The organism is Mediterraneibacter sp. HA8405, assembly GCF_056148955.1.
Window position 1 is genome coordinate 483,079 of record NZ_CM148758.1, and the last position, 23,005, is coordinate 506,083.

General features: G+C 42.7%; 26 protein-coding genes. 7 read left to right on the forward strand and 19 right to left on the reverse strand.

Features of this window, described 5'->3' with window-relative positions; genetic code table 11:
* Positions 1-266 precede the first annotated feature (266 nt).
* Positions 267-767: an HD domain-containing protein gene (locus AC0QUU_RS02260; protein ID WP_474544403.1), complete on the forward strand. Its 501-nt coding sequence runs from the start codon at positions 267-269 to the stop codon at positions 765-767.
* Positions 768-905: 138 nt separating this feature from the next.
* Here the strand turns inward: AC0QUU_RS02260 and AC0QUU_RS02265 are convergent, their stop codons facing one another.
* From AC0QUU_RS02265 to AC0QUU_RS02310, 10 genes are all read right to left on the reverse strand, one after another.
* A complete protein-coding gene (locus AC0QUU_RS02265) occupies positions 906-1,844 on the reverse strand; it encodes a transketolase family protein (protein ID WP_474544404.1) in 939 nt (312 codons plus the stop codon).
* Positions 1,832-2,668 (reverse strand): transketolase, encoded by an 837-nt coding sequence (locus AC0QUU_RS02270; RefSeq protein WP_474544405.1) that lies wholly within the window; start codon positions 2,666-2,668, stop codon positions 1,832-1,834. Before AC0QUU_RS02270 ends, AC0QUU_RS02265 begins: the two co-directional genes overlap by 13 nt.
* An 88-nt stretch (positions 2,669-2,756) precedes the next feature.
* A complete protein-coding gene (gene fsa, locus AC0QUU_RS02275) occupies positions 2,757-3,410 on the reverse strand; it encodes a fructose-6-phosphate aldolase (RefSeq protein WP_474544406.1) in 654 nt (217 codons plus the stop codon).
* Positions 3,411-3,634: 224 nt separating this feature from the next.
* Positions 3,635-4,750: a LacI family DNA-binding transcriptional regulator gene (locus tag AC0QUU_RS02280; RefSeq protein ID WP_474544407.1), complete on the reverse strand. Its 1,116-nt coding sequence runs from the start codon at positions 4,748-4,750 to the stop codon at positions 3,635-3,637.
* 59 nt (positions 4,751-4,809) lie between these two features.
* A complete protein-coding gene (gene recR / locus AC0QUU_RS02285; RefSeq protein WP_474544408.1) occupies positions 4,810-5,406 on the reverse strand; it encodes a recombination mediator RecR in 597 nt (198 codons plus the stop codon).
* A 158-nt stretch (positions 5,407-5,564) separates the two neighbouring features.
* Complete coding sequence (locus AC0QUU_RS02290; protein ID WP_474544409.1) at positions 5,565-5,906, reverse strand: YbaB/EbfC family nucleoid-associated protein; 342 nt, start codon at positions 5,904-5,906, stop codon at positions 5,565-5,567.
* 2 nt (positions 5,907-5,908) lie between these two features.
* Complete coding sequence (dnaX, locus tag AC0QUU_RS02295; RefSeq protein WP_474544410.1) at positions 5,909-7,516, reverse strand: DNA polymerase III subunit gamma/tau; 1,608 nt, start codon at positions 7,514-7,516, stop codon at positions 5,909-5,911.
* A 22-nt stretch (positions 7,517-7,538) separates the two neighbouring features.
* Positions 7,539-8,615, reverse strand: a complete 1,077-nt coding sequence (locus AC0QUU_RS02300; protein ID WP_474544411.1) for a 6-phosphofructokinase — start codon at positions 8,613-8,615, stop codon at positions 7,539-7,541.
* A 186-nt stretch (positions 8,616-8,801) separates the two neighbouring features.
* Positions 8,802-10,148, reverse strand: coding sequence for a glucose-6-phosphate isomerase (locus AC0QUU_RS02305; protein WP_474544412.1), 1,347 nt, complete (start codon positions 10,146-10,148; stop codon positions 8,802-8,804).
* Between the two features lie 261 nt (positions 10,149-10,409).
* Positions 10,410-11,387: a hypothetical protein gene (locus AC0QUU_RS02310; protein WP_474544413.1), complete on the reverse strand. Its 978-nt coding sequence runs from the start codon at positions 11,385-11,387 to the stop codon at positions 10,410-10,412.
* 448 nt (positions 11,388-11,835) lie between these two features.
* Between AC0QUU_RS02310 and AC0QUU_RS02315 the strand changes: the two genes are divergently transcribed.
* The 4 genes from AC0QUU_RS02315 (at position 11,836) to AC0QUU_RS02330 (ending at position 14,862) form a co-directional block, all read left to right on the forward strand.
* Positions 11,836-12,543, forward strand: coding sequence for a LytR/AlgR family response regulator transcription factor (locus AC0QUU_RS02315; RefSeq protein ID WP_474544414.1), 708 nt, complete (start codon positions 11,836-11,838; stop codon positions 12,541-12,543).
* A 1-nt stretch (position 12,544) separates the two neighbouring features.
* Positions 12,545-13,438, forward strand: coding sequence for an ATP-binding protein (locus AC0QUU_RS02320; protein WP_474544415.1), 894 nt, complete (start codon positions 12,545-12,547; stop codon positions 13,436-13,438).
* A gap of 240 nt (positions 13,439-13,678) precedes the next feature.
* Entirely contained in the window at positions 13,679-14,320 is a 642-nt protein-coding gene (locus tag AC0QUU_RS02325; RefSeq protein WP_474544416.1) for a hypothetical protein, read from the forward strand.
* Positions 14,321-14,619: 299 nt separating this feature from the next.
* Positions 14,620-14,862 carry a TIGR03905 family TSCPD domain-containing protein gene (locus AC0QUU_RS02330; protein WP_474544417.1) on the forward strand — a complete coding sequence of 81 codons (243 nt, stop codon included), beginning with the start codon at positions 14,620-14,622 and terminating at the stop codon, positions 14,860-14,862.
* Positions 14,863-15,108: 246 nt separating this feature from the next.
* Here the strand turns inward: AC0QUU_RS02330 and AC0QUU_RS02335 are convergent, their stop codons facing one another.
* Positions 15,109-15,642, reverse strand: coding sequence for a DUF6147 family protein (locus tag AC0QUU_RS02335; protein ID WP_474544418.1), 534 nt, complete (start codon positions 15,640-15,642; stop codon positions 15,109-15,111).
* A gap of 75 nt (positions 15,643-15,717) precedes the next feature.
* Positions 15,718-16,485 (reverse strand): DUF4367 domain-containing protein, encoded by a 768-nt coding sequence (locus tag AC0QUU_RS02340; RefSeq protein ID WP_474544419.1) that lies wholly within the window; start codon positions 16,483-16,485, stop codon positions 15,718-15,720.
* A 188-nt stretch (positions 16,486-16,673) separates the two neighbouring features.
* Between AC0QUU_RS02340 and AC0QUU_RS02345 the strand changes: the two genes are divergently transcribed.
* Entirely contained in the window at positions 16,674-17,744 is a 1,071-nt protein-coding gene (locus AC0QUU_RS02345) for an undecaprenyldiphospho-muramoylpentapeptide beta-N-acetylglucosaminyltransferase (RefSeq protein ID WP_474544420.1), read from the forward strand.
* 43 nt (positions 17,745-17,787) lie between these two features.
* On the opposite strand, the gene AC0QUU_RS02350 is transcribed toward AC0QUU_RS02345, so the two are convergent.
* The gene (locus tag AC0QUU_RS02350; protein WP_474544421.1) at positions 17,788-18,339 is read right to left on the reverse strand and encodes an RNA polymerase sigma factor; all 552 of its coding nucleotides are present in this window, start codon (positions 18,337-18,339) and stop codon (positions 17,788-17,790) included.
* Between the two features lie 11 nt (positions 18,340-18,350).
* Positions 18,351-18,758 (reverse strand): HIT family protein, encoded by a 408-nt coding sequence (locus AC0QUU_RS02355; RefSeq protein WP_474544422.1) that lies wholly within the window; start codon positions 18,756-18,758, stop codon positions 18,351-18,353.
* A 237-nt stretch (positions 18,759-18,995) separates the two neighbouring features.
* On the opposite strand from AC0QUU_RS02355, the gene AC0QUU_RS02360 reads away from it, so the two are divergent.
* Positions 18,996-19,727, forward strand: a complete 732-nt coding sequence (locus AC0QUU_RS02360) for a sensor histidine kinase (RefSeq protein ID WP_474544423.1) — start codon at positions 18,996-18,998, stop codon at positions 19,725-19,727.
* Here AC0QUU_RS02360 and AC0QUU_RS02365 read toward each other — a convergent pair.
* The 5 genes from AC0QUU_RS02365 to AC0QUU_RS02385 form a co-directional block, all read right to left on the reverse strand.
* The gene (locus AC0QUU_RS02365) at positions 19,677-20,315 is read right to left on the reverse strand and encodes a rhomboid family intramembrane serine protease (protein WP_474544424.1); all 639 of its coding nucleotides are present in this window, start codon (positions 20,313-20,315) and stop codon (positions 19,677-19,679) included. The two genes, AC0QUU_RS02360 and AC0QUU_RS02365, sit on opposite strands and share 51 nt — an antisense overlap.
* Before the next feature lie 74 nt (positions 20,316-20,389).
* Positions 20,390-21,247 carry a DUF6382 domain-containing protein gene (locus tag AC0QUU_RS02370; RefSeq protein WP_474544425.1) on the reverse strand — a complete coding sequence of 286 codons (858 nt, stop codon included), beginning with the start codon at positions 21,245-21,247 and terminating at the stop codon, positions 20,390-20,392.
* Entirely contained in the window at positions 21,235-21,672 is a 438-nt protein-coding gene (locus tag AC0QUU_RS02375; RefSeq protein ID WP_474544426.1) for a TadE family protein, read from the reverse strand. Before AC0QUU_RS02375 ends, AC0QUU_RS02370 begins: the two co-directional genes overlap by 13 nt.
* Positions 21,659-22,132, reverse strand: coding sequence for a prepilin peptidase (locus tag AC0QUU_RS02380; RefSeq protein ID WP_474544427.1), 474 nt, complete (start codon positions 22,130-22,132; stop codon positions 21,659-21,661). The genes AC0QUU_RS02375 and AC0QUU_RS02380 overlap by 14 nt, the downstream gene beginning before the upstream one ends.
* Positions 22,120-22,935, reverse strand: coding sequence for a pilus assembly protein (locus tag AC0QUU_RS02385; RefSeq protein ID WP_474544428.1), 816 nt, complete (start codon positions 22,933-22,935; stop codon positions 22,120-22,122). Before AC0QUU_RS02385 ends, AC0QUU_RS02380 begins: the two co-directional genes overlap by 13 nt.
* Between the last annotated feature and the right edge of the window lie 70 nt (positions 22,936-23,005).

Sequence of the window (23,005 nt, forward strand, 5' to 3'; positions counted from 1 at the left end):
ATATAAATATATTTCTGCTGAATTTTGTCCCGATCCGGAACTTCAGATAAAGAATCTGACGATTTGATTCAAAACATAATGAATGTGATTTGCGTATATTGTATCATTTTAAGAAAAATATTTCTATAGTTTTATCCCTTTTCTTTGCATAACTCCATCAGCCGGGATACAATATATTTGCGGCAGCGCAGCATCCCTGCCGGCAAACAGGATCGACACTGTTCTTAATTTCATATAAATCTGAATAATTATTAAAGGAAACATTTATGAATACACGGAAAATATTTAGAAAAATAATATTAAAAAGAAGGGAACGTCATCTGACATGGCTCCGCCAGTTCCACTGCAGTATAAAAGATATTTTGTATCATCCGACTGTACAGCAGATGAAGGATTATCCCCATCACGGCAGAACAAACTGCTACGACCACTGCCGTCATGTGGCCTATTTCAACTATAAATGGTGCCGGGCGCTGAATCTGGACTGCAGATCCGCGGCCAGAGCAGGAATGCTTCACGATCTTTTTCTCTACGACTGGCATACTCATGGGAAAGAAACCGGAGAAAAGCTCCACGGACTTACGCACCCGGCCGCCGCTTTTGAAAATGCCCGGAAGTATTTTAAACTAAATCATACGGAAAGAGATATTATTCTGAACCACATGTGGCCTGTGACACTTCTGCATATTCCCAGAACGCGTGAGGGATGGATTATTGTGATAGCTGATAAATACTGCGGCTTGCTGGAAACATTGAGATTTATTTAAACTGAATGCGGAAATATACTCTGAAAACAGACCATAAGCCTCTACTTCCTCAATCTCCCATAAATTGAAAAAGGGCGTCCCTCCGGCCGCTTACGGCTTTCAGAACGCCCTTTATATGAAAGAGATCAGTCTCTTCTCTTATACAAATGCCTTGATTTTCTCATAGATACCTTCTGTATCAAGTCCGTATTTCTTAAGCAGTTCCACTGCCGGTCCGGACTCGCCGAATGTATCGTTCACACCGATTTTAAGCACTTTTGTCGGTGCTTTCTCAGCCAGAACATCGCATACAGCGCTTCCCAGTCCGCCGATTACGGAATGTTCCTCAACTGTAACGACCTTTCCTGTCTCTTTAGCAGCCGCAACAATCAGATCTTCATCAAGAGGTTTGATTGTGTGGATATTGATCACCTTCGCGTCAATTCCGTCAGCAGCCAGCTTTTCAGCAGCCTCAAGGCACTCGCTTACCGGAAGTCCGGTTGCTACAATAGTAACATCTTTACCTTCTCTTAAAACAACACCTTTTCCAAGCTCAAATTTATAATCCGGTCTGTCATTGATTACCGGAACTGCAAGACGTCCGAATCTTAAGTAAACCGGACCATCATGCTCATATGCAGCACGGACTGCAGCTTTTGCTTCCACATCATCGGAAGGATTGATAACAACCATTCCCGGGATGCTGCGCATCAGCGCGATATCCTCATTACACTGGTGGGAAGCCCCGTCCTCGCCTACGGAAATTCCGGCATGTGTTGCTCCGATCTTCACATTCAGATGAGGATATCCAATAGAGTTTCTAACCTGCTCAAATGCTCTTCCTGCCGCGAACATTGCAAAAGAGCTTGCAAACGGAACCAGTCCTGTCGTAGCAAGACCTGCCGCTACGCCCATCATGTTACACTCTGCAATACCGCAGTCAATGTGGCGCTCCGGAAATGCCTTCTTAAATACGCCTGTCTTTGTAGCCGCTGCCAGGTCTGCATCCAGAACAACCAGATCTTTGTGCTCTGCGCCGAGTTCGGCTAATGCATTGCCATAACTGTCTCTTGTTGCGATTTTCTTTACATCTGACATAATGCTTCACCTACTTTCTCAAGATCTTCCATAGCGATTTTGTACTCTTCATCGTTTGGAGCTTTGCCGTGCCATCCGGCCTGATTTTCCATATAGGAAACGCCTTTGCCTTTTACTGTCTTTGCGATAATGGCAGTCGGCTGTCCCTTTACTGTTCTTGCTTCTTTAAATGCCGCGTCAATCTGATCAAAATCATTTCCATCGATATTAATTACATGGAAATTAAACGCTTCAAACTTCTTGTCGATGGGATACGGTGAGTTGACTTCTGTAATTGCTCCGTCAATCTGAAGGTTATTGTTGTCAACGATTACAACAAGATTGTCCAGTTTGCGGTGTGCTGCCAGCATGGAAGCCTCCCATACCTGACCTTCCTGAATCTCTCCATCGCCAAGCAGTGTGTACACTCTGTAATCTGCGTCTGTCAGCTTTGCTGCCAGAGCCATTCCTACTGCAGCAGAGATTCCCTGACCAAGAGAACCGGAGGACATATCAACACCCGGAATATGCTTCATATCCGGATGTCCCTGAAGGTAGGAACCTGTGTGACGAAGTGTTTTAAGATCTTCCTTCGGAAAATATCCTCTCTCTGCCAGTACAGAGTACAGACCCGGAGCTGTGTGTCCTTTGGAAAGCACGAATCTGTCGCGGTCTGCTTTCTTCGGATCTGCCGGATCGATGTTCATTTCTTCAAAATAAAGATAGGTAAATATATCTGCTGCTGACAATGATCCGCCCGGATGTCCTGCTTTCGCACTGTGGACAGCCGTTACAATACTTTTGCGGACTTCATTGGCAGTTTTCATTAATTTTAACTTGTCCATGAAATTCTCCTCTTTTTCTGAATTGTCTGACTATTTCGCTTAAAGGGGTACGTCCCCTTTTGCTCAAATTATCTGACTTCTTCTTTAATTACTCACCAAATACTGCTCTGTAATCATCCTGGAATTTTTTGATTCCGGCATCGGTCAGCGGATGATGTGTCATCTGCTCGATTACTTTGTACGGTACGGTAGCAATGTCAGCTCCGGCAAGCGCGCAGTCCGTGATGTGCATTGTATTGCGCACGCTTGCAGCGATGATCTGTGTCTCAATGCCTGCCACTCTGAAGATTTCAGCAATTTCAGCCACAAGATCCACACCTCTTACAGAAATGTCGTCCAGACGGCCCAGGAACGGAGATACATATGTAGCGCCTGCTCTTGCTGCCAGAAGAGCCTGGTTGGATGTGAAGATAAGAGTAACATTTGTTTTAATTCCTTCAGAAGAAAGCACCTTACATGCTTTAAGTCCTTCCACTGTCATGGGAATTTTTACAACCATGTTCGGATGAATTTTTGCAATCTCACGGCCTTCTTTTATCATACCCTCTGCATCAGTTGTAGTTGCCTTTACCTCACCGCTGATCGGTCCGTCTACGATAGACGCGATCTCCGCGATAACCTCTTCAAAAACACGTCCTTCTTTAGCGATCAGAGACGGATTTGTTGTTACGCCGCAGATAACGCCCATGTCGTTGGCTTTTCTGATGTCGTCAACATTGGCTGTGTCAATAAAAAACCTCATTTTTTGTTCCTCCTTTTTTGGTTCGTTTACCTTTATAATCTGATTATAAAGGTTTAAAAAACACTGGTCAACAGGATTAAAAAATATTAACGCAGATTTTAAATTGATAATTCATCTTATTAATTATATTTTATTTATATTAACTAATAAAAAAAGAAGCAATATTTCATAATCCTTTATTTTTAGCGGTTTTAACTGCTTAGAATAAAATGCAATTACTAATATTACTTCTGTTTTTTATTAATTTTTCTTTTTTCACTCGGCGGATAAGACGTTGTTCCTCTGACGGCAATCCGGGGTTCATATTCCACATGATATATACTTACAGGCTCAATTTCCGTGTATTTTTTCCTGCGGGAATTTATCTTTTTCGTTATGATGTCAAATGCGTCCATTCCTTTGTAAATTACAAAATGTTCTATGGTAGTAAGAGAAACTTTTTTCACTTTCGCAAACAGCGTATTATCACAGCCCATTACGGACATATCCCCAGGCACTTTGTATTTTTCATCATGAAGAGCATCCAGAATTCCGAAGGCAATCATATCATTCAGTCCTGCAATCGCTGTCAGCTCTTTATGCTCTTTCAGCAGCTCTTTCGTCAGATCATATCCGATCCGGTACTCCGAATCAATCCCCGGTATATCCGCATCCGTTCTTTCATCGGCTGCCTTAATGATCACATTGTCTCCAAGCCCTACACTCTGAAATTCCGCCAGAAATCCTTCCACCCGCCGGGATCTCTGCTTCTGCCGCACCGTCAGCGGAGGAGCAATATATGCCACATGCCGGTGTCCCAGTTCAATTAGATGTCTGGCCATCAGCCGTCCGAGTTTTGAATTATCCAGCTCAACCGCATCCACATTCAGCTTCTCATCCTGGTTATTAATAACAACCACCGGGATCTTTTTGGACAGTTCTTCCACTTTTCCCATAAAACATTTACTCGGATTGCAGATATAAATAATTCCCTGGGGATTGATATCTGACATCATCTTCAGATACCGCTCTTCCAGCTTCAGATCCCTCTGAGTATTACAGACAAAGATTCCGTATCCCTGCTCTGTGGCTCTTGACTCAATTCCCTGGAGAAGCATGACATAATACGGATTCGTCAGGTTCGGACTGATCACGACCAGAAGTTTTTCTCTGCGTTCCTCCCTCTGAACCTTTCTCTTCGGCAGAACATATCCAAGCTCCTCGGCCGCCTGTTCCACATTCTGTATTACTTCCTTTGAAAAAGACACATTATATTTTTTATTCAGAACCATTGACACCGTGGCCTGAGACACGCCGGCCCTCTTTGCCACATCGGATGATGTCACTTTTTTTCTGCTCATAAAATTCCCTCACACTTCAGAAAAGTAAAAACTGACGCCCTGGATCTGAGGCGGATCCGTCAAAGTTCTGTTCTGCCCTCCAGCGCACGGAGCAGCGTAACTTCATCAATATATTCCAGGTCGCCCCCGACCGGAACTCCGCTTGCAATCCGGCTCACCCTGATGCCTGCAGGTTTAATCAGCTTGCTGATATACATAGCCGTTGTCTCGCCTTCCAGACTGGAGTTTGTAGCGATAATCACTTCGTCCACGTCTCCCTGAAGCCGTTCCATCAGCTCTTTCAGACGGATATCCCCCGGTCCGATCCCAAGCATGGGCGATATGGCTCCGTGCAGTACATGATAAACACCATTGTATTTTCCTGTCTTTTCATAGGCTGCCAGATCCCGGGGCGTTTCAACCACCATAATTGTCTTATGATCCCGCTCACTGTTGCTGCAGATCGGGCAGACCTCCTGGTCTGTCAGCGTACAGCATACCTTGCAGTATTTCACATTTTTTCTTGCATCTACAATCGCGCCGGCCAGGGCTTCCACCTGATCCAGCGGCATATTAATCACATGAAAGGCCAGCCGCTGAGCTGATTTGTTCCCGATCCCGGGAAGACGGGAAAACGCTTCTATCAGACGGCTGATCTGATTACTGTAATAGTCCATTTCCTATACCTCTGTCATAAATTGAAAAGGAGCGGCTCCCATAGAAAGCGCCGGCCCCTTTTATACGCAAAGATTCTGAATATTCTGCTCAAAGGGGACAGACCCCTTTCCAAAAGGCTCCGTCCCCTTTGGCGCGTATTTTCAGAATATTCCGAAGACTAGAACATTCCCGGCATTCCGCCTGTCAGTTTTGACATTGCCGCACCGGACTCTTCTTCTACTTTTCTGAGTGCTTCATTTGCCGCTGCTACAATCAGATCTTCCAGCATTTCGATATCATCAGGATCTACCACTTCTTCAGCCAGTTTTACCTTCAGTACTTCTCTTTTTCCGGACACAGTTACCTCAACCGCGCCGCCGCCTGCCGTGGCAGTGAACTCTTTTGACTCCAGTTCTTTCTGCTGCTCTTCCATCTGACGCTGCATTCTCTGCGCCTGCTTCATAAGATTTGCCATATTTCCCGGCATTCCGCCGCCAGGGAAGCCTCCTCTTTTTGCCATATCTAATCCTCCACAGTGATTTCCATATTTATTTTCTGCTCAATATCCACGAAGGTATCTTCAAAGTGCCTGCCTTCCTCAACACAGCGCACATCGATCTCTACCTTTTTTCCGATTTTCTGTTCGATCAGCTCTGTCAGCTCCTGCACATGATCTTCTCTTCCTACCACACTGGCCCCCAGTGTATCCGGCAGAACGATAAGCAGCCGGTTGTCGCCTCCCAGGCTCAGCCTGGCTTTTTTCAGATACCCTCTTATCATGCCGGAGGCTTCATCTGCAATGGACCGGAAGTTTTTAACCACCTCCCGGATATCGTCCGGTATTGCTGCCGGCAGTTCTCTTTTCACAGCTGCAGTTCTTCCCGGACTGCCGGTGCCGTCCGGACCGCCTCCCGGAATCTGATCCCCGCTGACATATACAACTTTCTGACCAGTTCCGCTTTCCAGCTCCTGTTCCAGTTCTTCCTGCTTTTTTTCCACTGCGCGAATCCGGTCTAGCACGGAGTCCTGAGACGTTTCCATGGCAGGAATACACATTTTGATCAGCGCCACTTCCAGCATAACCCGTTTCTGGGTGCTGTATTTTAACTGTCCGGAAAGTTCGGAAAAAATCCGGATATACCGGAACAGCATATCCGTATCAATCATCTGGGCTTCTTCTTTGAGCTGCTCCATGTTTTCCGTGGATACATCCAGCACATCCTCTATATTATCAGATGTTTTCAGCAGAAGCAAGTTCCGCAGATACCATGTAAAATCTGAAGCAAGCTGGGTCAGTTCTCTGCCCATCATAACCAGATCGTCCACAATATCCAGTACACCGGCTACATCTCTGTCCAGAATCTTCCTGAGGAGCCTGCTGAATACATCCGTGTCCACAGCGCCCAGAACTTCCAGGACATTGTCATAGGTCAGTTTCTGCCCCAGATAAAAGGCAATGCACTGATCCAGAAGGCTCAATGCATCACGCATGGAACCGTCCGCCGCCTTGGCAATGTAAGTCAGCGCCCGGTCTTCTACATCTACTTTTTCCGTGTGCATCAGCTCTTTCATCCGGTCTGTTATCGTCTCAATACTGATTCTTTTAAAATCATAGTGCTGACAACGGGACAGGATGGTAACCGGAATCTTGTGAATCTCCGTTGTAGCCAGAATAAAAATAACATATTCCGGCGGCTCTTCCAGTGTTTTCAGCAGCGCATTAAAAGCTCCTATGGAGAGCATATGCACCTCATCAATAATGTAGACCTTATACCGTCCTTCCGTAGGACGGTAAGTCACTTCTTCCCGGATTTCCCTGATACTGTCCACGCCGTTGTTTGAAGCGGCGTCAATCTCAATTACATTCATGGAAGTCCCGGCCGCAATAGATCTGCACATGGCACACTCGCCGCAGGGACTTCCGTCCACCGGGTGTTCACAGTTTACGGCTTTTGCAAATATTTTCGCCACTGTCGTTTTTCCGGTTCCTCTTGTTCCGCAGAACAAATACGCATGTCCGATACGGTTTGCCTTAATCTGGTTCTGTAATGTAGTAATGATATGATCCTGCCCCTTGACATCCTCAAATACTGCGGGCCGGAATTTTCTGTAAAGTGCCGTATATGACATGAATTACTCTCCTGTTCCTGTTTTATTCATCTCCGAAGCTGATGCCGATCATTCTTGCCTCTTTGATGATGCTGCACTTCGGATCCACTGTTTTCAGCTTTCCTGCCACATCTCCCAGCGGAACCTTTGTGGTTTCTCCGTTCTTCATGGCAACCATGTATCCGTATTCTTCCTTCAGAATCAGCTCTGCTGCCTTTGCGCCCACGCGTGTGGCAAATACTCTGTCATACGCGCACGGAGATCCGCCGCGCTGGGTATGCCCGGGAACGGTAATACGGACTTCTTTGTCCGTCTCCTGTTCGATCTGTTCCGCCAGTTCATAGGCAATAGACGGATATTTTCTCTTCGCCAGTTTCTCCTTGTACTCTTTCTTGGACAGTTTGGCATCTTTCTTGGAAATCGCGCCCTCTGCCACCGCAAGAATTGTAAACGGTTTGCCGGCTTTGGAACGTCCTTCGATTACTTTCTTAATCGCCTTGATATCATACGGAATCTCCGGAAGAAGGATGATGTCAGCGCCTCCCGCAATTCCTGCATGCAGGGTAACATGTCCTACTTTATGTCCCATTACTTCTATAATAAATACACGGCTGTGGGAAGTCGCTGTTGTGTGTATTCTGTCAATCGTATCTGTAGCAATATCCACTGCGCTCTGGAATCCGAAGGTCATCTCTGTTCCCCACAGATCGTTGTCAATTGTTTTCGGAAGGGTAATAACATTCAGGCCTTCTTCACGAAGCATATTGGCTGTTTTGTGTGTTCCGTTTCCTCCAAGTATCACAAGGCAGTTCAGATTCAGCTTGTGATATGTATGCTTCATCGCCTCCACCTTATCCAATCCGTCTTTATCCGGAACACGCATCAGTTTGAATGGCTGTCTGGATGTACCCAGAATAGTTCCTCCTCTTGTGAGAATTCCGGAGAAATCTTTTGACGTAAGCATACTGAAATCTGCGTAAATCAGACCTTTATATCCGTCTTTAAATCCATAGATCTCAACATCGTTCCTCTTTGAACAGATTCCTTTTACAACGCCGCGCATAGCCGCATTCAGTGCCTGACAGTCTCCGCCGCTTGTCAGCATTCCGATTCGTAACATAATAACTTCCTCCTTTACATTACCGGCTCCTGTAAATTTCTCCTGTGTATCACATCTGTACCGCATGTTGCCGTCCTCATTCTCCGGATCCTCAGGAACTATTACAAAAAGGCAGCCGGTTTTCTCCGACTGCCTTTTATTATACCCCATTTTTACGGGCACTTCAAACTTATTGTACTATTCTGTCTACAGTCTCTTCAGCAGCTCTTCTCTCTCTGCCTCATAGCCCGGTTTTCCGAGCAGAGCAAACATGTTTTTCTTGTAGCTCTCAACGCCCGGCTGATTGAACGGATTAACGCCGAGTAAATATCCGCTCACGCCGCATGCAAACTCAAAGAAATAGAAAAGCTGTCCAAGAGAATATTCATCCTGCGCCGGAATGTTCACTCTGAGGTTCGGCACATTTCCGTCCGTGTGCGCAAGAATCGTACCATTCATAGCACTCTTATTTACAAAATCCATATTCTTTCCTGCAAGATAGTTCAGTCCGTCCAGATCAGCCGGCTCTTCATTAATGATGATCTCTTCTCTGGAATTCTCCACATTCATCACAGTTTCAAACATAATTCTGTTTCCGTCCTGGATAAACTGTCCCATGGAATGCAGGTCTGTTGTAAGATCTACTGACGCCGGGAAAATACCTTTCTGATCTTTTCCCTCACTTTCTCCGTAAAGCTGTTTCCACCACTCTGATACGTAATGCAGCCCCGGCTCATAGTTCGCCAGCACTTCAACTACTTTTCCTTTACGAAGGAGAATATTTCTGATTGCCGCATATTTCATCGCGTCATTTTCTGCAAAATCTTTCTCAATGGCATCTTTTCTTGCGGCTGCAGCGCCTTCCATCAGCTTTGTAATATCCGCGCCGCTTGCCGCGATAGGAAGCAGGCCTACTGCAGTGAGAACAGAGAAACGTCCGCCAATATCATCCGGCACAACAAAAGTCTCATAACCTTCTTCTGTAGCCAGATTTTTCAGCGCTCCTCTTGCCTTGTCTGTCGTTGCATAAATTCTTCCTGCTGCTCCTTCTTTTCCGTACTTCTTTTCCAGAAGTTCTTTAAATACACGGAAGGCGATAGCCGGTTCTGTCGTTGTTCCCGATTTTGAAATTACATTCACAGAGAAATCTCTGTCTCCGATCACATCAATCAGATCTTTCAGGTATGTGCTGCTGATGCTGTTTCCTGCAAAATAGATCTCCGGCGCTTTTCTGATATCTCTGGACACCTCATTTGCAAAGGAATGTCCCAGAAATTCAATTGCCGCTCTTGCTCCCAGATAAGAACCGCCGATTCCGATGACAACAAGTACCTCTGAATCACTTTTAATCTTCTCCGCCGCTTTCAGAATACGGTCAAATTCCTCTTTGTCATAATCTACCGGAAGGTCAATCCATCCCAGAAAATCATTGCCTGCGCCTGTCTTTGCAAGCAGCTTGTCCTTTGCCTGCGCAGCCAGTTCGCTCATATATTCCATCTCATGATCCTGCACAAAACTGCATGCTTTTGAATAATCAAATGTTACGTTGCTCATCGTTATCCTTCCTCCCTGATTCTAGATCTTTTCTTTCGCAGTGTCGGCGCATCTCCCACCTCACAGCCGGTTCTACAGGTCCATAATGTGGAAGAACTGGATTATTGCACATTTAAAACCCGGTTTCCGCACCCGATACTCTATGCACATTTTACCAAATCTACGTTTCTTATTCAAGATAAAACAGGCCTCTTTATCAAAACCCTTCCGTCCCGGAACGGTAAGGAACCTGAACTTTTATTCTGCTTTTCCGCCGCGCGGTTACGCCAGAAATTCTTCCAGAATCTGACGTATCGTTTCTTCCCTGAGTACCGGTCTGTCCTCCTCGCTGTTCTTTTCATTTACAGTTCGACGGACCGCCTGCCGCGCGGCTTCTCCTTTCTCCGCGGTTCTCGGCTCCCCTTCAATATTAATAGACAGGCCGGGCTCCTTTTCCGATACCTCAGACTGCGCGTCATTCAGATTGACAGCCTCTGCTATACTGGCCTCCATTTCTTCGGAAGTATATCTTCCTGATACTTTTGCGGATTCCTGACGGTCTGCCTTTTCGCCGCTTCTGAGTGATCCCCGCTTTTTTTCCCTGGCGGAGACAGTTTTCAGCGCAGGCTGCGCATCCTCCCTTTCTCTTTCCTGCGCGTCTGTCTGAAAAGCAGGTCTGACAGAACTTTCCGCGGCGATTACATCGATGGATTCCCTCTCTGCCGTCCGCTGCTTTCTCAGCCGGAAAGCACAGATATTATCCAGGTAATCTTCCATATACATCTTTACCGCATTGATTTTATACGGTTCATCTGAAAGTCTGATAACAACAGACAGAAATACCACTTCGGCCAGTCCGCCTGCAATATATTGATAAACGGATTCTGTAAATCCGGAAGAAAGGTAAATAAGCGACGCTCCCAGCGCCCCGAGAATACCGGAAAACCACACGGAAAGCAGCTCAATCTGCCTCCAGGTATGTATCCGGAACAAAAAGCCTCTATATTCATATATGTATTTTTCCACAAATGCACTGATATTTTCCACCGAATCGTGTATCATACATGCATGCTCGTACTTCGCTCTGACGAGTTTTATCAATCTGTGTGTACTCTTCGGCATATTGCCCGCCGCTTTTACCAGTCTGTGAAGTGTGATCTGGTTGATAATTTTTGCCAGCACACCCAGTATACCAACAGCTGTCATTAAATAGACAATAACATTGGTATCTGCCGCTAATTCTTGCAATGCAGCTAACATAACAAACCCTCCTGTCTGAATTTCTCTCCCACACTCTTCTCCTGCCATATGACGGTGTAAATCGTGTTTGTGCACATTATAGACCATCTTCGGACGCCTGTCCGCAAAAACCGTTCTACATATTTCTACACGCCGGCCTTGCGGGATACAGAAATTTTTCTTTTCCTCAAATTCTGAAGATTTTCACATGAAGGCGGGAAATCTTCATTTATAAAACACTGTAACTTCAAAAGAAATCTGAATATCCCCCTTGCTAAAATGTCATTTTATGTATATTTTCCGCAAAAAAAAAGGATATTTTTTCAAATAATCCGGATAAAAACCCGCTGGAAGCAGTCTGTAATAATTTCGAGATAGTAAAAAAACAGTATCACTGGTATAATAAGAGCATTGCTGGAACAATCTGAAATACGGACAGTATATCTCTGAATTACAGGGAGAGGGGAAAATGTTAAAAATACTTATATGTGAAGATGAAAAAGACTGGTCGGACCATTTTAAAAATCTGATACATGAAAAATTCGAAAAAACCGCGCTGGTCCGGATCTGCTCTTCTGAAAATGAAATTCATGTACTCGAAGAAAAAGATCAGGATTTTGATGTGGTTTTAATGGATATTTGTCTTGGAGATAAAAATGGAATAACGCTGGCGGCAGATCTTCATCAGAGGCACCCGGGATGGAAATTTATTTTTGTCAGCGGGTATATTGATGAATATATAGAAGGTATGTTTCTGAAAATCAGGCCCTATGGGGTCCTGAAAAAACCGGTAAACGACGGACTCTTTATCCGTATGCTTGAAATGCTGTCACAGGATAATCCCTCTGAACACGGCATCGTACTTAAGCTGTACAGAGGAAAAATCAGGAAACTCCTTTTTGATGAAATCATTTATTTTGAAAGCAATAAGAGAATTGTGAACATCCACATGACAAACGGAGAAGAGCAGTGTTATGAAAAGCTGGATAATCTTGAGCAGCAGCTTCCGGACTCTTTTCTGAGATGTCATAAAAGCTTCCTCGTTAACATGGACAAGATTACCGGATTTCTTCCAAACGGAATCCAGCTTTCCGATGGAACAGTAGCTTCCGTCAGCAGGACAAAGTTAAAAGAATCCAAACAAAAATATTTTCAATACATAGGGATGGGGCTGTAATATGAAAAAGAAAAATCCATGTCCCCCTTGCGGGAAATATCTTCTGTTTTTTTCTGCATTTATTCAAATTGCTCTTCTGTTTCTGCTTATGATTGATTCACTGAACCGAGGACAGGGAAACGCGGCCGCGGCTGCCTTTGCAGGAATCCTGACCGCCTGTGTTGTAACTGCATTTCTTTTCAGTAAAATAACCGGAGAAATTGACACAGCATATCAGGTGGAATATCTTCGCCTTTTAGAATATCAGGAACAATATGCAGATATAAGGAAACAGTCTGTATTCAGGCAGGAAGCGGAAAATCAGATTATAAAAGAAAATATGCTCGATACAATCAGCAGAATGGAATCCTGCCTGCATCATGAAATATCTGATAAATCCTCTGAAGAATCCTTTCATACATTTGCCGGAAATATTAAAAATATGTTTGCCCGGACAAAGAAGCATATCTGGTGTAAAAATACAGTTATCAACATTCTTCTGGAGGATAAGGAACAGATCGCACATAAATACGGCATTGTTTTCAAAGCCGCTCTGGATGTGCCGGAAAATCTTTCCATAAGTTCTCCTGATCTGTGCAGCGTTTTTGCCAACCTCCTGGATAATGCCCTGGAGGCCGCGGAACAGATTGAAAACAGGGAAAAATGGATCTCCGTTAAAGGAACCGTTATTGCAGGATTTCTCGTCTTAAAAGTCGAAAACACCTGTCTGAAGTCCGATGAGCAAAAATATGAACGAAAGGTTCTGAAAAAGAAGGCCGGGGAGATTCATGGAATTGGTCTGCATATCGTAAAACAAATAACTGAAAAATATGGCGGCAGACTGACGACAGAGGAAAAAGACGGGGTATTCCGTGCCATTGCCTATATGGAATATCAGAAAAAGGGGGGAGTATAAAATATGACAGATATTTTTCTTGTTCTCCTGTCCGCGACTTTGCAGGCCGTCTCATATACACTCTGTTTTGTTTTGACATTCAGGCAAAACAAAACAGGCAAAAAATTAACATTTATTATTGCTCTGCTTTTTATAAATGCAACCAACTGGATCAGTTCGTTTATTCCCTATCATTCATTGAAACCGGTCCTGATGTATGTTCTCCAGTTTCTTCTTATCTGTATCCTGTACAGAGATCCGATGAGAGAAAAACTTTTTCTGTTCTGCATCGTCCATGCCGTGTCGGTTCCGCTGGAAGCACTGGCTTTTGTATGTTTTCAGCCCGGATTTATACCTCTTTCCCCGACAGCGGCCGAAAATATTTTCGGCAAACAAATAGCGGGAATTACTCTGGCGGCATTTCAAATCCCCTGGGTCCTCATGTTCCGCAAACTGAGAAAAGAATGGGAAGATTTTATCCTGTGGAAATTCTATATTTTCGTCCTCGGACAATTTGTCCTGGAAATTACGGCTCTTCAGGCAGTTTACATGAATCACATGACGACTAAAAACGGGATCCGAGGATTAAGTATTCAGAAAGATACCGTCTGGCAGTACCGAATCGGAATCATTCTTTTTATCCTGGTTACTCTTCTGATCTATTTTGTTCTGTTTTCTTATATGAAAAGAAAACAGATGAATATACAGCTTCAGATGAAAAATGAGGAAATGGCCGAAAACATGCAGTATTACCGCCATATAGAAGAAAAGGCGGCACAGATCCGAAGAATACGCCATGATGCGGAAAAACACCTGGCGATGGCAGAACGCCTGATTGAAGAAAATCCGGAAAAAGCAGAGATATACCTGAATGAAATGAAAAAAAGTATTGAAAAGCTATAAACATATTCGAGGGGTATCGGCGGCAGAAATACTGCTGCCGATACTTTTTTGGATTTTTATCCAACAAAGCTGCCGTATCAGTGATTTAATCACAGATGCGGCAATATCTTTTTACCTTTTATCAGCCGAAATATTCTTGATATACTCATACTCTCTCAGAAGAATAATACCAAACATCTGACCGGACAGTTGTAAAGCCGAAATTCCCACACTCAAAAACACAATCGGAAACGGATGTTGAAATTTGTATTTTTTTGTCCTTTTTGCTATAATGCATTAGAAAAAGGAGGCGTATAATAATGGACTATAAACCGAAGGGAGTCTGTTCTCAGCAGATTCATTTTGATATTATTGATAATAAGGTAAGAAATGTTTCATTTGTAGGGGGATGCAACGGAAACCTGCAGGGCATATCCCGCCTGATCGACGGTATGGATGTGGATGAAGCGATTTCCCGCATCGAAGGCATCCGCTGTGGTTTCAAGGCGACTTCATGTCCTGACCAGCTTGCTCAGGCATTAAAAGCAGCCTCTGGAAAATAAAATAATATCGAAAATTTTCGACTTTCCGTGTACTCAGGGAGAATTATCGGGCATACTATAAAAGAGATTTCGCCCAAATGAAAAACCCCTCTTCTTGAGTTCCGGGAGCAGCCGCTGAGTGGAGCAAATATATTGTGGTGTTTTCTCGGACAGGTATCTCAATTATTTGAATCATAATTTTAATAGTTTCCTGTTGCACCAGATCAGCGGCTGCTCCCGAAACTCAAGGAGAGGAATTTTTTTATTTTAGGTTGACGGTGTCGTGGATGAAGAGGCCGGAGCAATGAAGATTCCGTTAGTTGCAGAGGCTGTCTCTTCCGACTCATCACCTACAAATACAATATGTTCTGCATGTACTCGGTAGTAATAACCAGGTTCTACTTCAAGTGATTTAGATGTAGCAACATAATAATCGTTTGTTGCCTCTTCAACCCAGCCATCTACAAATCCCCAGGCATCAACATCTTCCATATATCGTTCAACATAAATTATAACCACTAAACGGTCAACTTCATGGTTTGCCGTTGTAGCTGCATATGCATAAATTCTTTCTATTCCTGCATTAGTAATAGAACACTCTCCTGTCATCAAATGTGTTCCTCTTGTCATTTTATTATTATATGATGTTCCTGAAGAGGACAACTCATTTGTCAAATAAGATCCGTCAACCATTTCGTATTCTTCCGATGCAAATGTATTGATTTCCGGAACTATCAGCATGCAAGTTAAAAACGAAAAAACAGCTATAAAAGATAAAATTCTTTTCTTCAATATTCCCATTCCTTATCAAAAAATGTTATTAAATATGTTTCTCTAATAAGTAAACAACTAACTTCTCAAAAACTTACGTCTTTTTTATAAAAAGACCAAATTTTTCAAAATTTCGTCAAATTCTTCTTTTTCCATAATCCCCATCAACTGATAATTAACATCTCTGTATTTAAAGTTTGCAATATATCTTTTTTCTTCATATTTATCAACTGTGTATTCTTCAACCTGTATTACTGTATTTTTAGTTTCAATTCGATATTCATCTGTTTTTTTATCTAGTTCTCTCTGTGCAAAAGAAGAATCTGAATCATTCAAATAGATAGCATATCTAATTATTTCATTATTATATTCAAAAAAAAGAATGGCTTGTCTCTGTTCTTCATCAATTACATAACTATCCAGATACATCGTAGCTGGTTTTATCAATATTCTTACAGCCGAAATATTAAATGCCTGTTTTATTTCTTTATAAATATTTATTTCATCAATATCCTCTGTTTCCTGTGAATCCATATTCTCTACATCAATATAGGACTGATTTTCATCTCCTGCAACTTTATCCCACAGCACCCTCCAATACGGTTTGCTGCCGACTCCTGTTATCATGCTTCCCATAGCAAGGACGAGCACAGCTGCAAGCGCCACTATAATCATGCGCTTTTTTTTGCGGCGGTGCACTTTTTTTATCCTCTTGTCGTATTCGTATTCCTGAATGCGGCTGAACAGAGATGTTTCCATATCTTCGGATACTTTCATATCCTCTATCTCTTTATTCTCACAGACTTCTTTTTCTATTTTTTCAGCCTGTTTATCTATTTCTTCTTTCAGTGATAATTTTTTCAGCTCTTTCATTTTCACACCTTTTTTCTGTCTCAGATTTCCTTGACATTTCCCCAAATAACGGTAAGATGATATTAGCTTAAATTGGCGGCAGCAAGTTTGTATCAGAAGCAGCACAATTCCGCATGCTGCTGTCTGGTTTGCCCTTTGTAAGAGAACAGGGCATTCTTGAAATCACAAAGATTCAGGAGGTTATGATTATGAAGCGTATTATTCTGACCGGCGGCGGAACTGCCGGACATGTTACTCCAAATATTGCTCTTATTCCCAGGCTCAGAGAGCTTGGTTACGATATCCAGTATGTGGGCTCCTATACGGGAATTGAAAAGGAGCTCATTGAACCTTTCGGCATTCCCTATCACGGAATTTCTTCCGGAAAACTGCGGCGTTATTTCAGCCTGCAGAATTTTACTGATCCTTTCCGCGTGGTTAAGGGATTCGGAGAAGCCCGCAAACTGATCAAAGAGTTACAGCCTGATGTTATTTTTTCCAAGGGAGGCTTTGTCTCTGTTCCGGTCGTACTTGCAGGAAAGAAAAGCAAAGTTCCCGTGATTATCCACGAATCTGACATGACGCCCGGTCTTGCAAATAAGATCGCGATTCCGTCAGCTTCTAAAGTATGCTGCAATTTTCCCGAAACACTGAAATGTCTTCCCGAAGGAAAAGCTGTTCTGACAGGATCTCCTATCCGTCAGGAACTTCTGTCCGGAAATAAAATCGCCGCTATGGATATGTGCGGATTCACTGCTGACAAACCGGTTATCCTGGTCATCGGAGGAAGCCTGGGTTCCGTCATTGTCAACAATGCAGTCAGGGAAGCTCTCCCTGAACTTCTTAATAAATTTCAGGTTATTCATCTGTGCGGCAAAGGTAAAACAGAAGAATCTCTGAATGGAACAAAAGGCTACTGCCAGTTCGAATATATTAAGAATGAACTCCGCGATATTTTCGCCCTTGCAGACATAGTTATATCCCGGGCAGGAGCTAATGCGATCTGCGAACTTCTTGCTCTCAGGAAACCGAATCTTCTGATTCCTCTTTCGGCAAAAGCAAGCCGCGGCGATCAGATCTTAAATGCAAGATCCTTCGAACGTCAGGGCTTCAGCATGGTAATCGAAGAAGAGGATCTTTCAAAAGACTCTCTGCTTCAGGCAGTACAGAATCTTTATGATAACCGAAGTACTTTTATGGACGCTATGCGCAATTCCGGACAGCAGGATTCCATCAATACGATTATCGGACTGATAGAAGAAGCTGCAAACAACAGTTAAATGTTCCTGCTTCGTATTTCCGGCAGGTGTCTTCGGACACCTGCTATCCTTTTCGATTCATTTCCTCATATTCAGCGCCGTACTTTTTCCTGATCCATTTCTTTGCTCTGTGAATCATAGTGTAAAGTGCCTGCGTACGCATTCCGAGTATTTCAGCTGCTTTTTCCTGTGGAATATTCATATAATACACAAGTACAATAGCGTCATGCCATCTTGGGTTTTTCTCCATCAGACCAGAAAAGATCTTTTCATGCAGACGGCTTCTCTCATCTTCAAGTTCACTCTCCATGTATTCTGTTTCTGCACTTTCACGGGATGATCCTTTTAATTCAAAATCTTCCTGTTCTCCCGTCAGAATTTCTCTGGCAGATTTCTTCTTGAAGTTGAGCGCCGCATTTTTCGCTGTTGTGAATAGCCAGGATGGTACGTTTCCTCTTTTCAGTTCTTCAAAATTTACATAAAGTTTTAGAAAAGTATCCTGAGTTATGTCTTCTGCCGCATCGCTATTATCTCCTGAATACATATACGCTGCTTTCAGGACGAGATTCTTGTATTTCTCATAAATCTCGTTAAATTCACGATTACCTGTAAACATAATTTCTCCGGTTATTTCATTTTATCTAATATTTCATCTCTGACTTCATCTGTAAGTTTGCCCATATTCCAGCCAAGCCCTACATTGTCCCCTTTATAACGGGGAATCAGGTGAATATGAAAATGAAATACCGTCTGCCCTGCCGGTTCTTCATTATTCTGTACAATATTGTATCCGTCACATCCAAGTACGTCCGTCATCTTTGTTACCATTTTCTTTGCCAGGACTATTGCCTTAGCTGCAAGGTTTTCATCAATGTCATACAGGTTTCTGTAATGCTCTTTCGGAAGAATCAGAGCATGGCCTTTTGATGCCGGTCCCAGATCAAGAATAACCCGGAAATCTTCGTCCTCATAAAGCGTAGCCGAAGGAAGCTCTCCGGATGCGATTTTACAGAATAAACAATCCTTGTCTTTCATATTTTTTCCTCTTTTCCATAAATTCTTTTGTTAGTAGTATAGACCATTTTCTGGAAAAAGAGAAGTTCTTTAATCATGCTGAATAAGTTTTCCTATTAATTGTCCGGATCTTGTTCCATGCCTGAAATATGTCGAAATTTTCCGTCGAAATCTGTCGCTCATATTTTATTGAAGCAAGTCCTGCTCCATGCTAGACTGGACTAAAGAAAACTTATAACAGAAAGAGAGGACAGTTCCATGCTTACAAATATAGATATCAACAAAATGAACCGGTTAATGGAAGAAAATAAAGACGCAAAAACTATCATAACACAGCTTCTTGAAAATCATCATACTACTGTATCTATGATTGCCCATGAGATCAGAAATCCTCTTACCCTTGTTTCTTCTTCTCTTCAGGTTATAGAGTCTCAGCATCCGGAAGTAAAAGATTTCTATAACTGGAAACAGACCATGGAAGATCTCCGGTTTATGTGCAGTCTGCTGAATGAACTTTCGACCTATAATAACAGCACTTCCCTGCATTATTCCGTATTTCCTATTGAAAAACTACTGAAAAATATTGCTGTCTCCTTTGCTATTTCCCTGGATTCAGAAGATTCGCAGATCCGCTTTTCTTCCCGTATTGCTTCTGGAATCGGTGACTTTACAGGTGATAAAATCAAACTGGAACAGGTCTTCTTAAACCTTCTCAAAAATGCAAAAGAAGCAGTACAAGAAGACGGCACAATCTTTCTATCCGCCGACAAAGAAAACTCGCAGGTTGTAATCCGCTGTACAGATAATGGATGCGGTATCCCTGATGACGAACTTGACAGAATCTTTGAACCCTTTTACTCTCTGAAAGAAACCGGAACAGGTCTTGGCCTTTCCCTTTCCAAAAGAATCGTAGAAGCACATGGCGGAAAAATCACCGCGTCATCTTCCCGCAAAACCGGAACTGTTTTCACGGTAACTCTTCCCATATGATCTTCCTGGCCGATATAGTATAACAGAAGTAATAAAACCACATATAAGGCCGCCAATGTGTGCCCAGTTGTCAACACCTGTGCTGGTCAGACCAAAATAAAGGCTGAGCGCGATCATTACCAGTACCCCTCTGCCTGACAGGCGGCCAAGTCTTCCTCTGTTTGCTATCACTACATAAAGCAGCGCGCCCATCAGTCCGAATATTGCACCTGATGCTCCTGCTGAAACAGCCTGTTCATTAAGAGGCAGCCTGCAGTCATGATATAAGGAAAGAAGATTGCCGCCCAGTCCGCTGACAAGATAAATAATAAGAAATTTTATCCTGCCTGTTTCAAGCTCCAGATTCCATCCCAATGCTCCTAAAAGGACCATATTATTCATCAGATGTGACATTCCAAAATGGAGAAACATACTTGTAAAAAGCCTGTAGTATTCATGTTCCTGTACAATCAGCGGTTCATACGCAGCTCCGTGATTCAGCATAAAAACAGCATCTTCTGTAGGACCCAGGGCAGACAAAAATAAAAATACGGCCACATTAACAACAATAAGAATAACAGTACAGATTGCTTCCGGTTTTTTTCTCACGATGCATCCTCTTTTCTTAATCTCTGCTTTTATAAATATATTCATATTTACTTTATGCATCATTATAAATGACCTTATCTGTCCTGTCCATCCATTTCAGTAATCAGATCTTCCCACTCTCCCCACCGCCCTGTCTTTATTCTGTTAATTACTTTCCGGACAGGTCCGTATGATAACGTTTTTTCTCTGATACAGTAATCTTTCTTGCCTTCACTGTATTTGTTTTCTGCATTATTTAAATTTTCCCCTTCTTCATCAGCGAAAAAAATAAATTCTTCAGAAATTCCCCGGCTTTCTTCCTCTATTTTATGACTGATCTGCTGTTTTATTTCATCAGTTTCGTCCTCTATTTTCTTTTGTTCTTCTCTGCGTTCATGCAAATCTTTTTTGTATTCATCCAGAATCTTTTTCAGATCATAGTTTTCCTGCATCGTCTCTTTGTGAAGTCTGTATACAAGAAGAATTCCTTCTGTCTCTCTATAGTCCAGCCGGCTTACAAAATACTCCGTCATTCTGTGAAAAGCTTCTCCCAGCCCTTCCATAATGCTGTTGTTTTCCACAGGCAGATAACAGAATCTGACATTTTTTTCTTCTATAAATATCAGCTGAGGGGAAAGAAGTATTCTGTCAGGATTCAGCATATGCTCTGTCAGAATATCAGCCGTTTCAAGCAGTTGTTCTGTAAAAGAAAGTACATCTTCCACATGGATTTCCCCGGATCTGTATTTTTCTTCCATTAATTCTCCGCCTTCCGACCGAAAGGTATATCTGCTTGTCCCGTCTCTTCCGCTTCCCGCTGTATCTGACAGATGAGGAATCGTATTATTTCTGATCATCCTCATCTGATAATTTTCTTCATACGGAACAGGAATATCCACATGAATACAAATACTGTCCCATCCTTTTTCATATGATATTTTTAATTCATCCATCTGATTTTTTCCTCTGGCTTTACAATTGCAGCTTTCTGACAGATATTCAGCCTCATTATTGATTTTTGTGCTTCTGCAGATACACTGATTTCTTTTTCATCTTTTGTAACCGTAATATCTACGTCTGTCATATAGATCAGTTTTCCCTCTGTTCTTTCTCTGAATATTTCTTCCAGATCATAATCTGCTGTTCCTTTTCTTCTCTCCAGCTGTGCTCCCAGAACAGCTGTCTCTGCCGCCGCTCCGTTTATCACTGTTTTATCATGATAATAGAATACAGTATACATAATAAGAAGAAACAGAGACAAAAAAAGTGGCATGATATAGGACATTTCTATTACGGCAGATGCTTTTACATATTTTCCTTTTATTCTTCCCCTGAAATATTTCCAATACACTATATGTTCTGAATTAATAAATTCCAAATGCCATCCCTCCGATATAAGCAGCTGTAAGAAACGGAACAAAGGGAAACGAATCCTTTCTTCGGAAACGGCCGCGGATGAGAAGAACCAGAGAAAACACAGCGGCCATCATAAATGCTGCCATAAGGAGAGTAAGTATATCCCAGAAACCGATAAAACATCCCATAATCAGAATCAGAATACTATCTCCATATCCAAAAGACTCTTCTGTAATTTTGCTGATTCCCAGAAATACAGCGCCAACAGCTCCTCCTGCAGCCAGATATACCGGCGAAACACCACTGCTGCAAAAAACTCCCGCCGGAATAAATATTCCCCCTGCCAGCAGAACTGAAAGTTTCAGTTTTCTCCTTTTCAGATCCATAACAGTCAGTATGACTAAATATAACGCGAATACTATACGACACAAAAACCATCTGTTTGCCACAGCAAATTCTGCCGCGTTTTTTATTGAGAACATCTTGCGCACCCTCCTCTTCCTGTCACTTCTGATTTTTTTACCGCGTATATTGTTCTTTTTAATCCGCTGCACCTAATTGAATTATGATATTTTCCACCGGTATCTGTAATATATACACCGGCCATTGGAGGACCATAAACACATTTTTCACATTTTCTGTATATTCCTCCTGCCTCATTCCGCAGATCTGCAAGACCTGTATAAGGTACAAAACTTACAGAAAGCTGAAGATACGTACACTGAGGATCTTCATGGTAAACCAGTCCGCTTTCTGTTATGTATACGATCTGCGCATTTTCATCCCCCATCACTCCGCTTTCATATCCTGTCCAGCCATTAATTCTGAACTCCTCAGAAAATTCTGCAGATGGATTTTCCATAACAGGAAGAGGAATTCTCACTTTATATCTTATCTTTATATTCATCTCTCCGGTACCTGGATAAAAAAACGATCCTCCGCAGTCTATCCCCTGTGTTCCTCCATCCAGAATACTCTGTTCTACACGTTCAATTCCGATTCTGTTAATAATATCCGCCTTAAATCGTGACGTATTAAGCACAGGAATGACTGCTGTTTCTTCCGCTGCCTGCTTTGCCGCACTTTGTGCTGCATTCAGGATACTGATTCTGATATTCTGAATTTCTATCATATAAATCAGACATAATACGGCAAAGAGAAACATCGGAATTCCAAATGAAGCTTCAATTGTAATACTCCCCTTTTTCTCCGGTTCTGTTCCCGGTGCAGATGCCCTTTCTTTCTTGAATCGGGATTGTTTTTTATTCGTCTGTATAAATTGCATCGCAGCTGATTTTCCTTTCTTAAAAATGGGTGTGAATGAGTTATTTCCGCATGAGGGAATGCGGTTAAGA

What these genes read in the sequence shown, in the direction of transcription:
- AC0QUU_RS02380 (WP_474544427.1), bottom strand. Translation starts at nt 22,132, where the DNA reads ATGTTCTCAATAAAAAACGCGGCAGAATTTGCTGTGGCAAACAGATGG.
- AC0QUU_RS02370 (WP_474544425.1), bottom strand. Translation starts at nt 21,247, where the DNA reads ATGGATGAATTAAAAATATCATATGAAAAAGGATGGGACAGTATTTGT.
- AC0QUU_RS02320 (WP_474544415.1), top strand. Translation starts at nt 12,545, where the DNA reads ATGAAAAAGAAAAATCCATGTCCCCCTTGCGGGAAATATCTTCTGTTT.
- AC0QUU_RS02315 (WP_474544414.1), top strand. Translation starts at nt 11,836, where the DNA reads ATGTTAAAAATACTTATATGTGAAGATGAAAAAGACTGGTCGGACCAT.
- AC0QUU_RS02290 (WP_474544409.1), bottom strand. Translation starts at nt 5,906, where the DNA reads ATGGCAAAAAGAGGAGGCTTCCCTGGCGGCGGAATGCCGGGAAATATG.
- AC0QUU_RS02310 (WP_474544413.1), bottom strand. Translation starts at nt 11,387, where the DNA reads ATGTTAGCTGCATTGCAAGAATTAGCGGCAGATACCAATGTTATTGTC.
- AC0QUU_RS02325 (WP_474544416.1), top strand. Translation starts at nt 13,679, where the DNA reads ATGAGAGAAAAACTTTTTCTGTTCTGCATCGTCCATGCCGTGTCGGTT.
- AC0QUU_RS02335 (WP_474544418.1), bottom strand. Translation starts at nt 15,642, where the DNA reads ATGGGAATATTGAAGAAAAGAATTTTATCTTTTATAGCTGTTTTTTCG.
- AC0QUU_RS02330 (WP_474544417.1), top strand. Translation starts at nt 14,620, where the DNA reads ATGGACTATAAACCGAAGGGAGTCTGTTCTCAGCAGATTCATTTTGAT.
- AC0QUU_RS02280 (WP_474544407.1), bottom strand. Translation starts at nt 4,750, where the DNA reads ATGAGCAGAAAAAAAGTGACATCATCCGATGTGGCAAAGAGGGCCGGC.
- AC0QUU_RS02270 (WP_474544405.1), bottom strand. Translation starts at nt 2,668, where the DNA reads ATGGACAAGTTAAAATTAATGAAAACTGCCAATGAAGTCCGCAAAAGT.
- AC0QUU_RS02355 (WP_474544422.1), bottom strand. Translation starts at nt 18,758, where the DNA reads ATGAAAGACAAGGATTGTTTATTCTGTAAAATCGCATCCGGAGAGCTT.
- AC0QUU_RS02340 (WP_474544419.1), bottom strand. Translation starts at nt 16,485, where the DNA reads ATGAAAGAGCTGAAAAAATTATCACTGAAAGAAGAAATAGATAAACAG.
- AC0QUU_RS02305 (WP_474544412.1), bottom strand. Translation starts at nt 10,148, where the DNA reads ATGAGCAACGTAACATTTGATTATTCAAAAGCATGCAGTTTTGTGCAG.
- AC0QUU_RS02350 (WP_474544421.1), bottom strand. Translation starts at nt 18,339, where the DNA reads ATGTTTACAGGTAATCGTGAATTTAACGAGATTTATGAGAAATACAAG.
- dnaX (WP_474544410.1), bottom strand. Translation starts at nt 7,516, where the DNA reads ATGTCATATACGGCACTTTACAGAAAATTCCGGCCCGCAGTATTTGAG.
- AC0QUU_RS02265 (WP_474544404.1), bottom strand. Translation starts at nt 1,844, where the DNA reads ATGTCAGATGTAAAGAAAATCGCAACAAGAGACAGTTATGGCAATGCA.
- AC0QUU_RS02385 (WP_474544428.1), bottom strand. Translation starts at nt 22,935, where the DNA reads ATGCAATTTATACAGACGAATAAAAAACAATCCCGATTCAAGAAAGAA.
- AC0QUU_RS02345 (WP_474544420.1), top strand. Translation starts at nt 16,674, where the DNA reads ATGAAGCGTATTATTCTGACCGGCGGCGGAACTGCCGGACATGTTACT.
- AC0QUU_RS02360 (WP_474544423.1), top strand. Translation starts at nt 18,996, where the DNA reads ATGCTTACAAATATAGATATCAACAAAATGAACCGGTTAATGGAAGAA.
- fsa (WP_474544406.1), bottom strand. Translation starts at nt 3,410, where the DNA reads ATGAGGTTTTTTATTGACACAGCCAATGTTGACGACATCAGAAAAGCC.
- recR (WP_474544408.1), bottom strand. Translation starts at nt 5,406, where the DNA reads ATGGACTATTACAGTAATCAGATCAGCCGTCTGATAGAAGCGTTTTCC.
- AC0QUU_RS02260 (WP_474544403.1), top strand. Translation starts at nt 267, where the DNA reads ATGAATACACGGAAAATATTTAGAAAAATAATATTAAAAAGAAGGGAA.
- AC0QUU_RS02300 (WP_474544411.1), bottom strand. Translation starts at nt 8,615, where the DNA reads ATGTTACGAATCGGAATGCTGACAAGCGGCGGAGACTGTCAGGCACTG.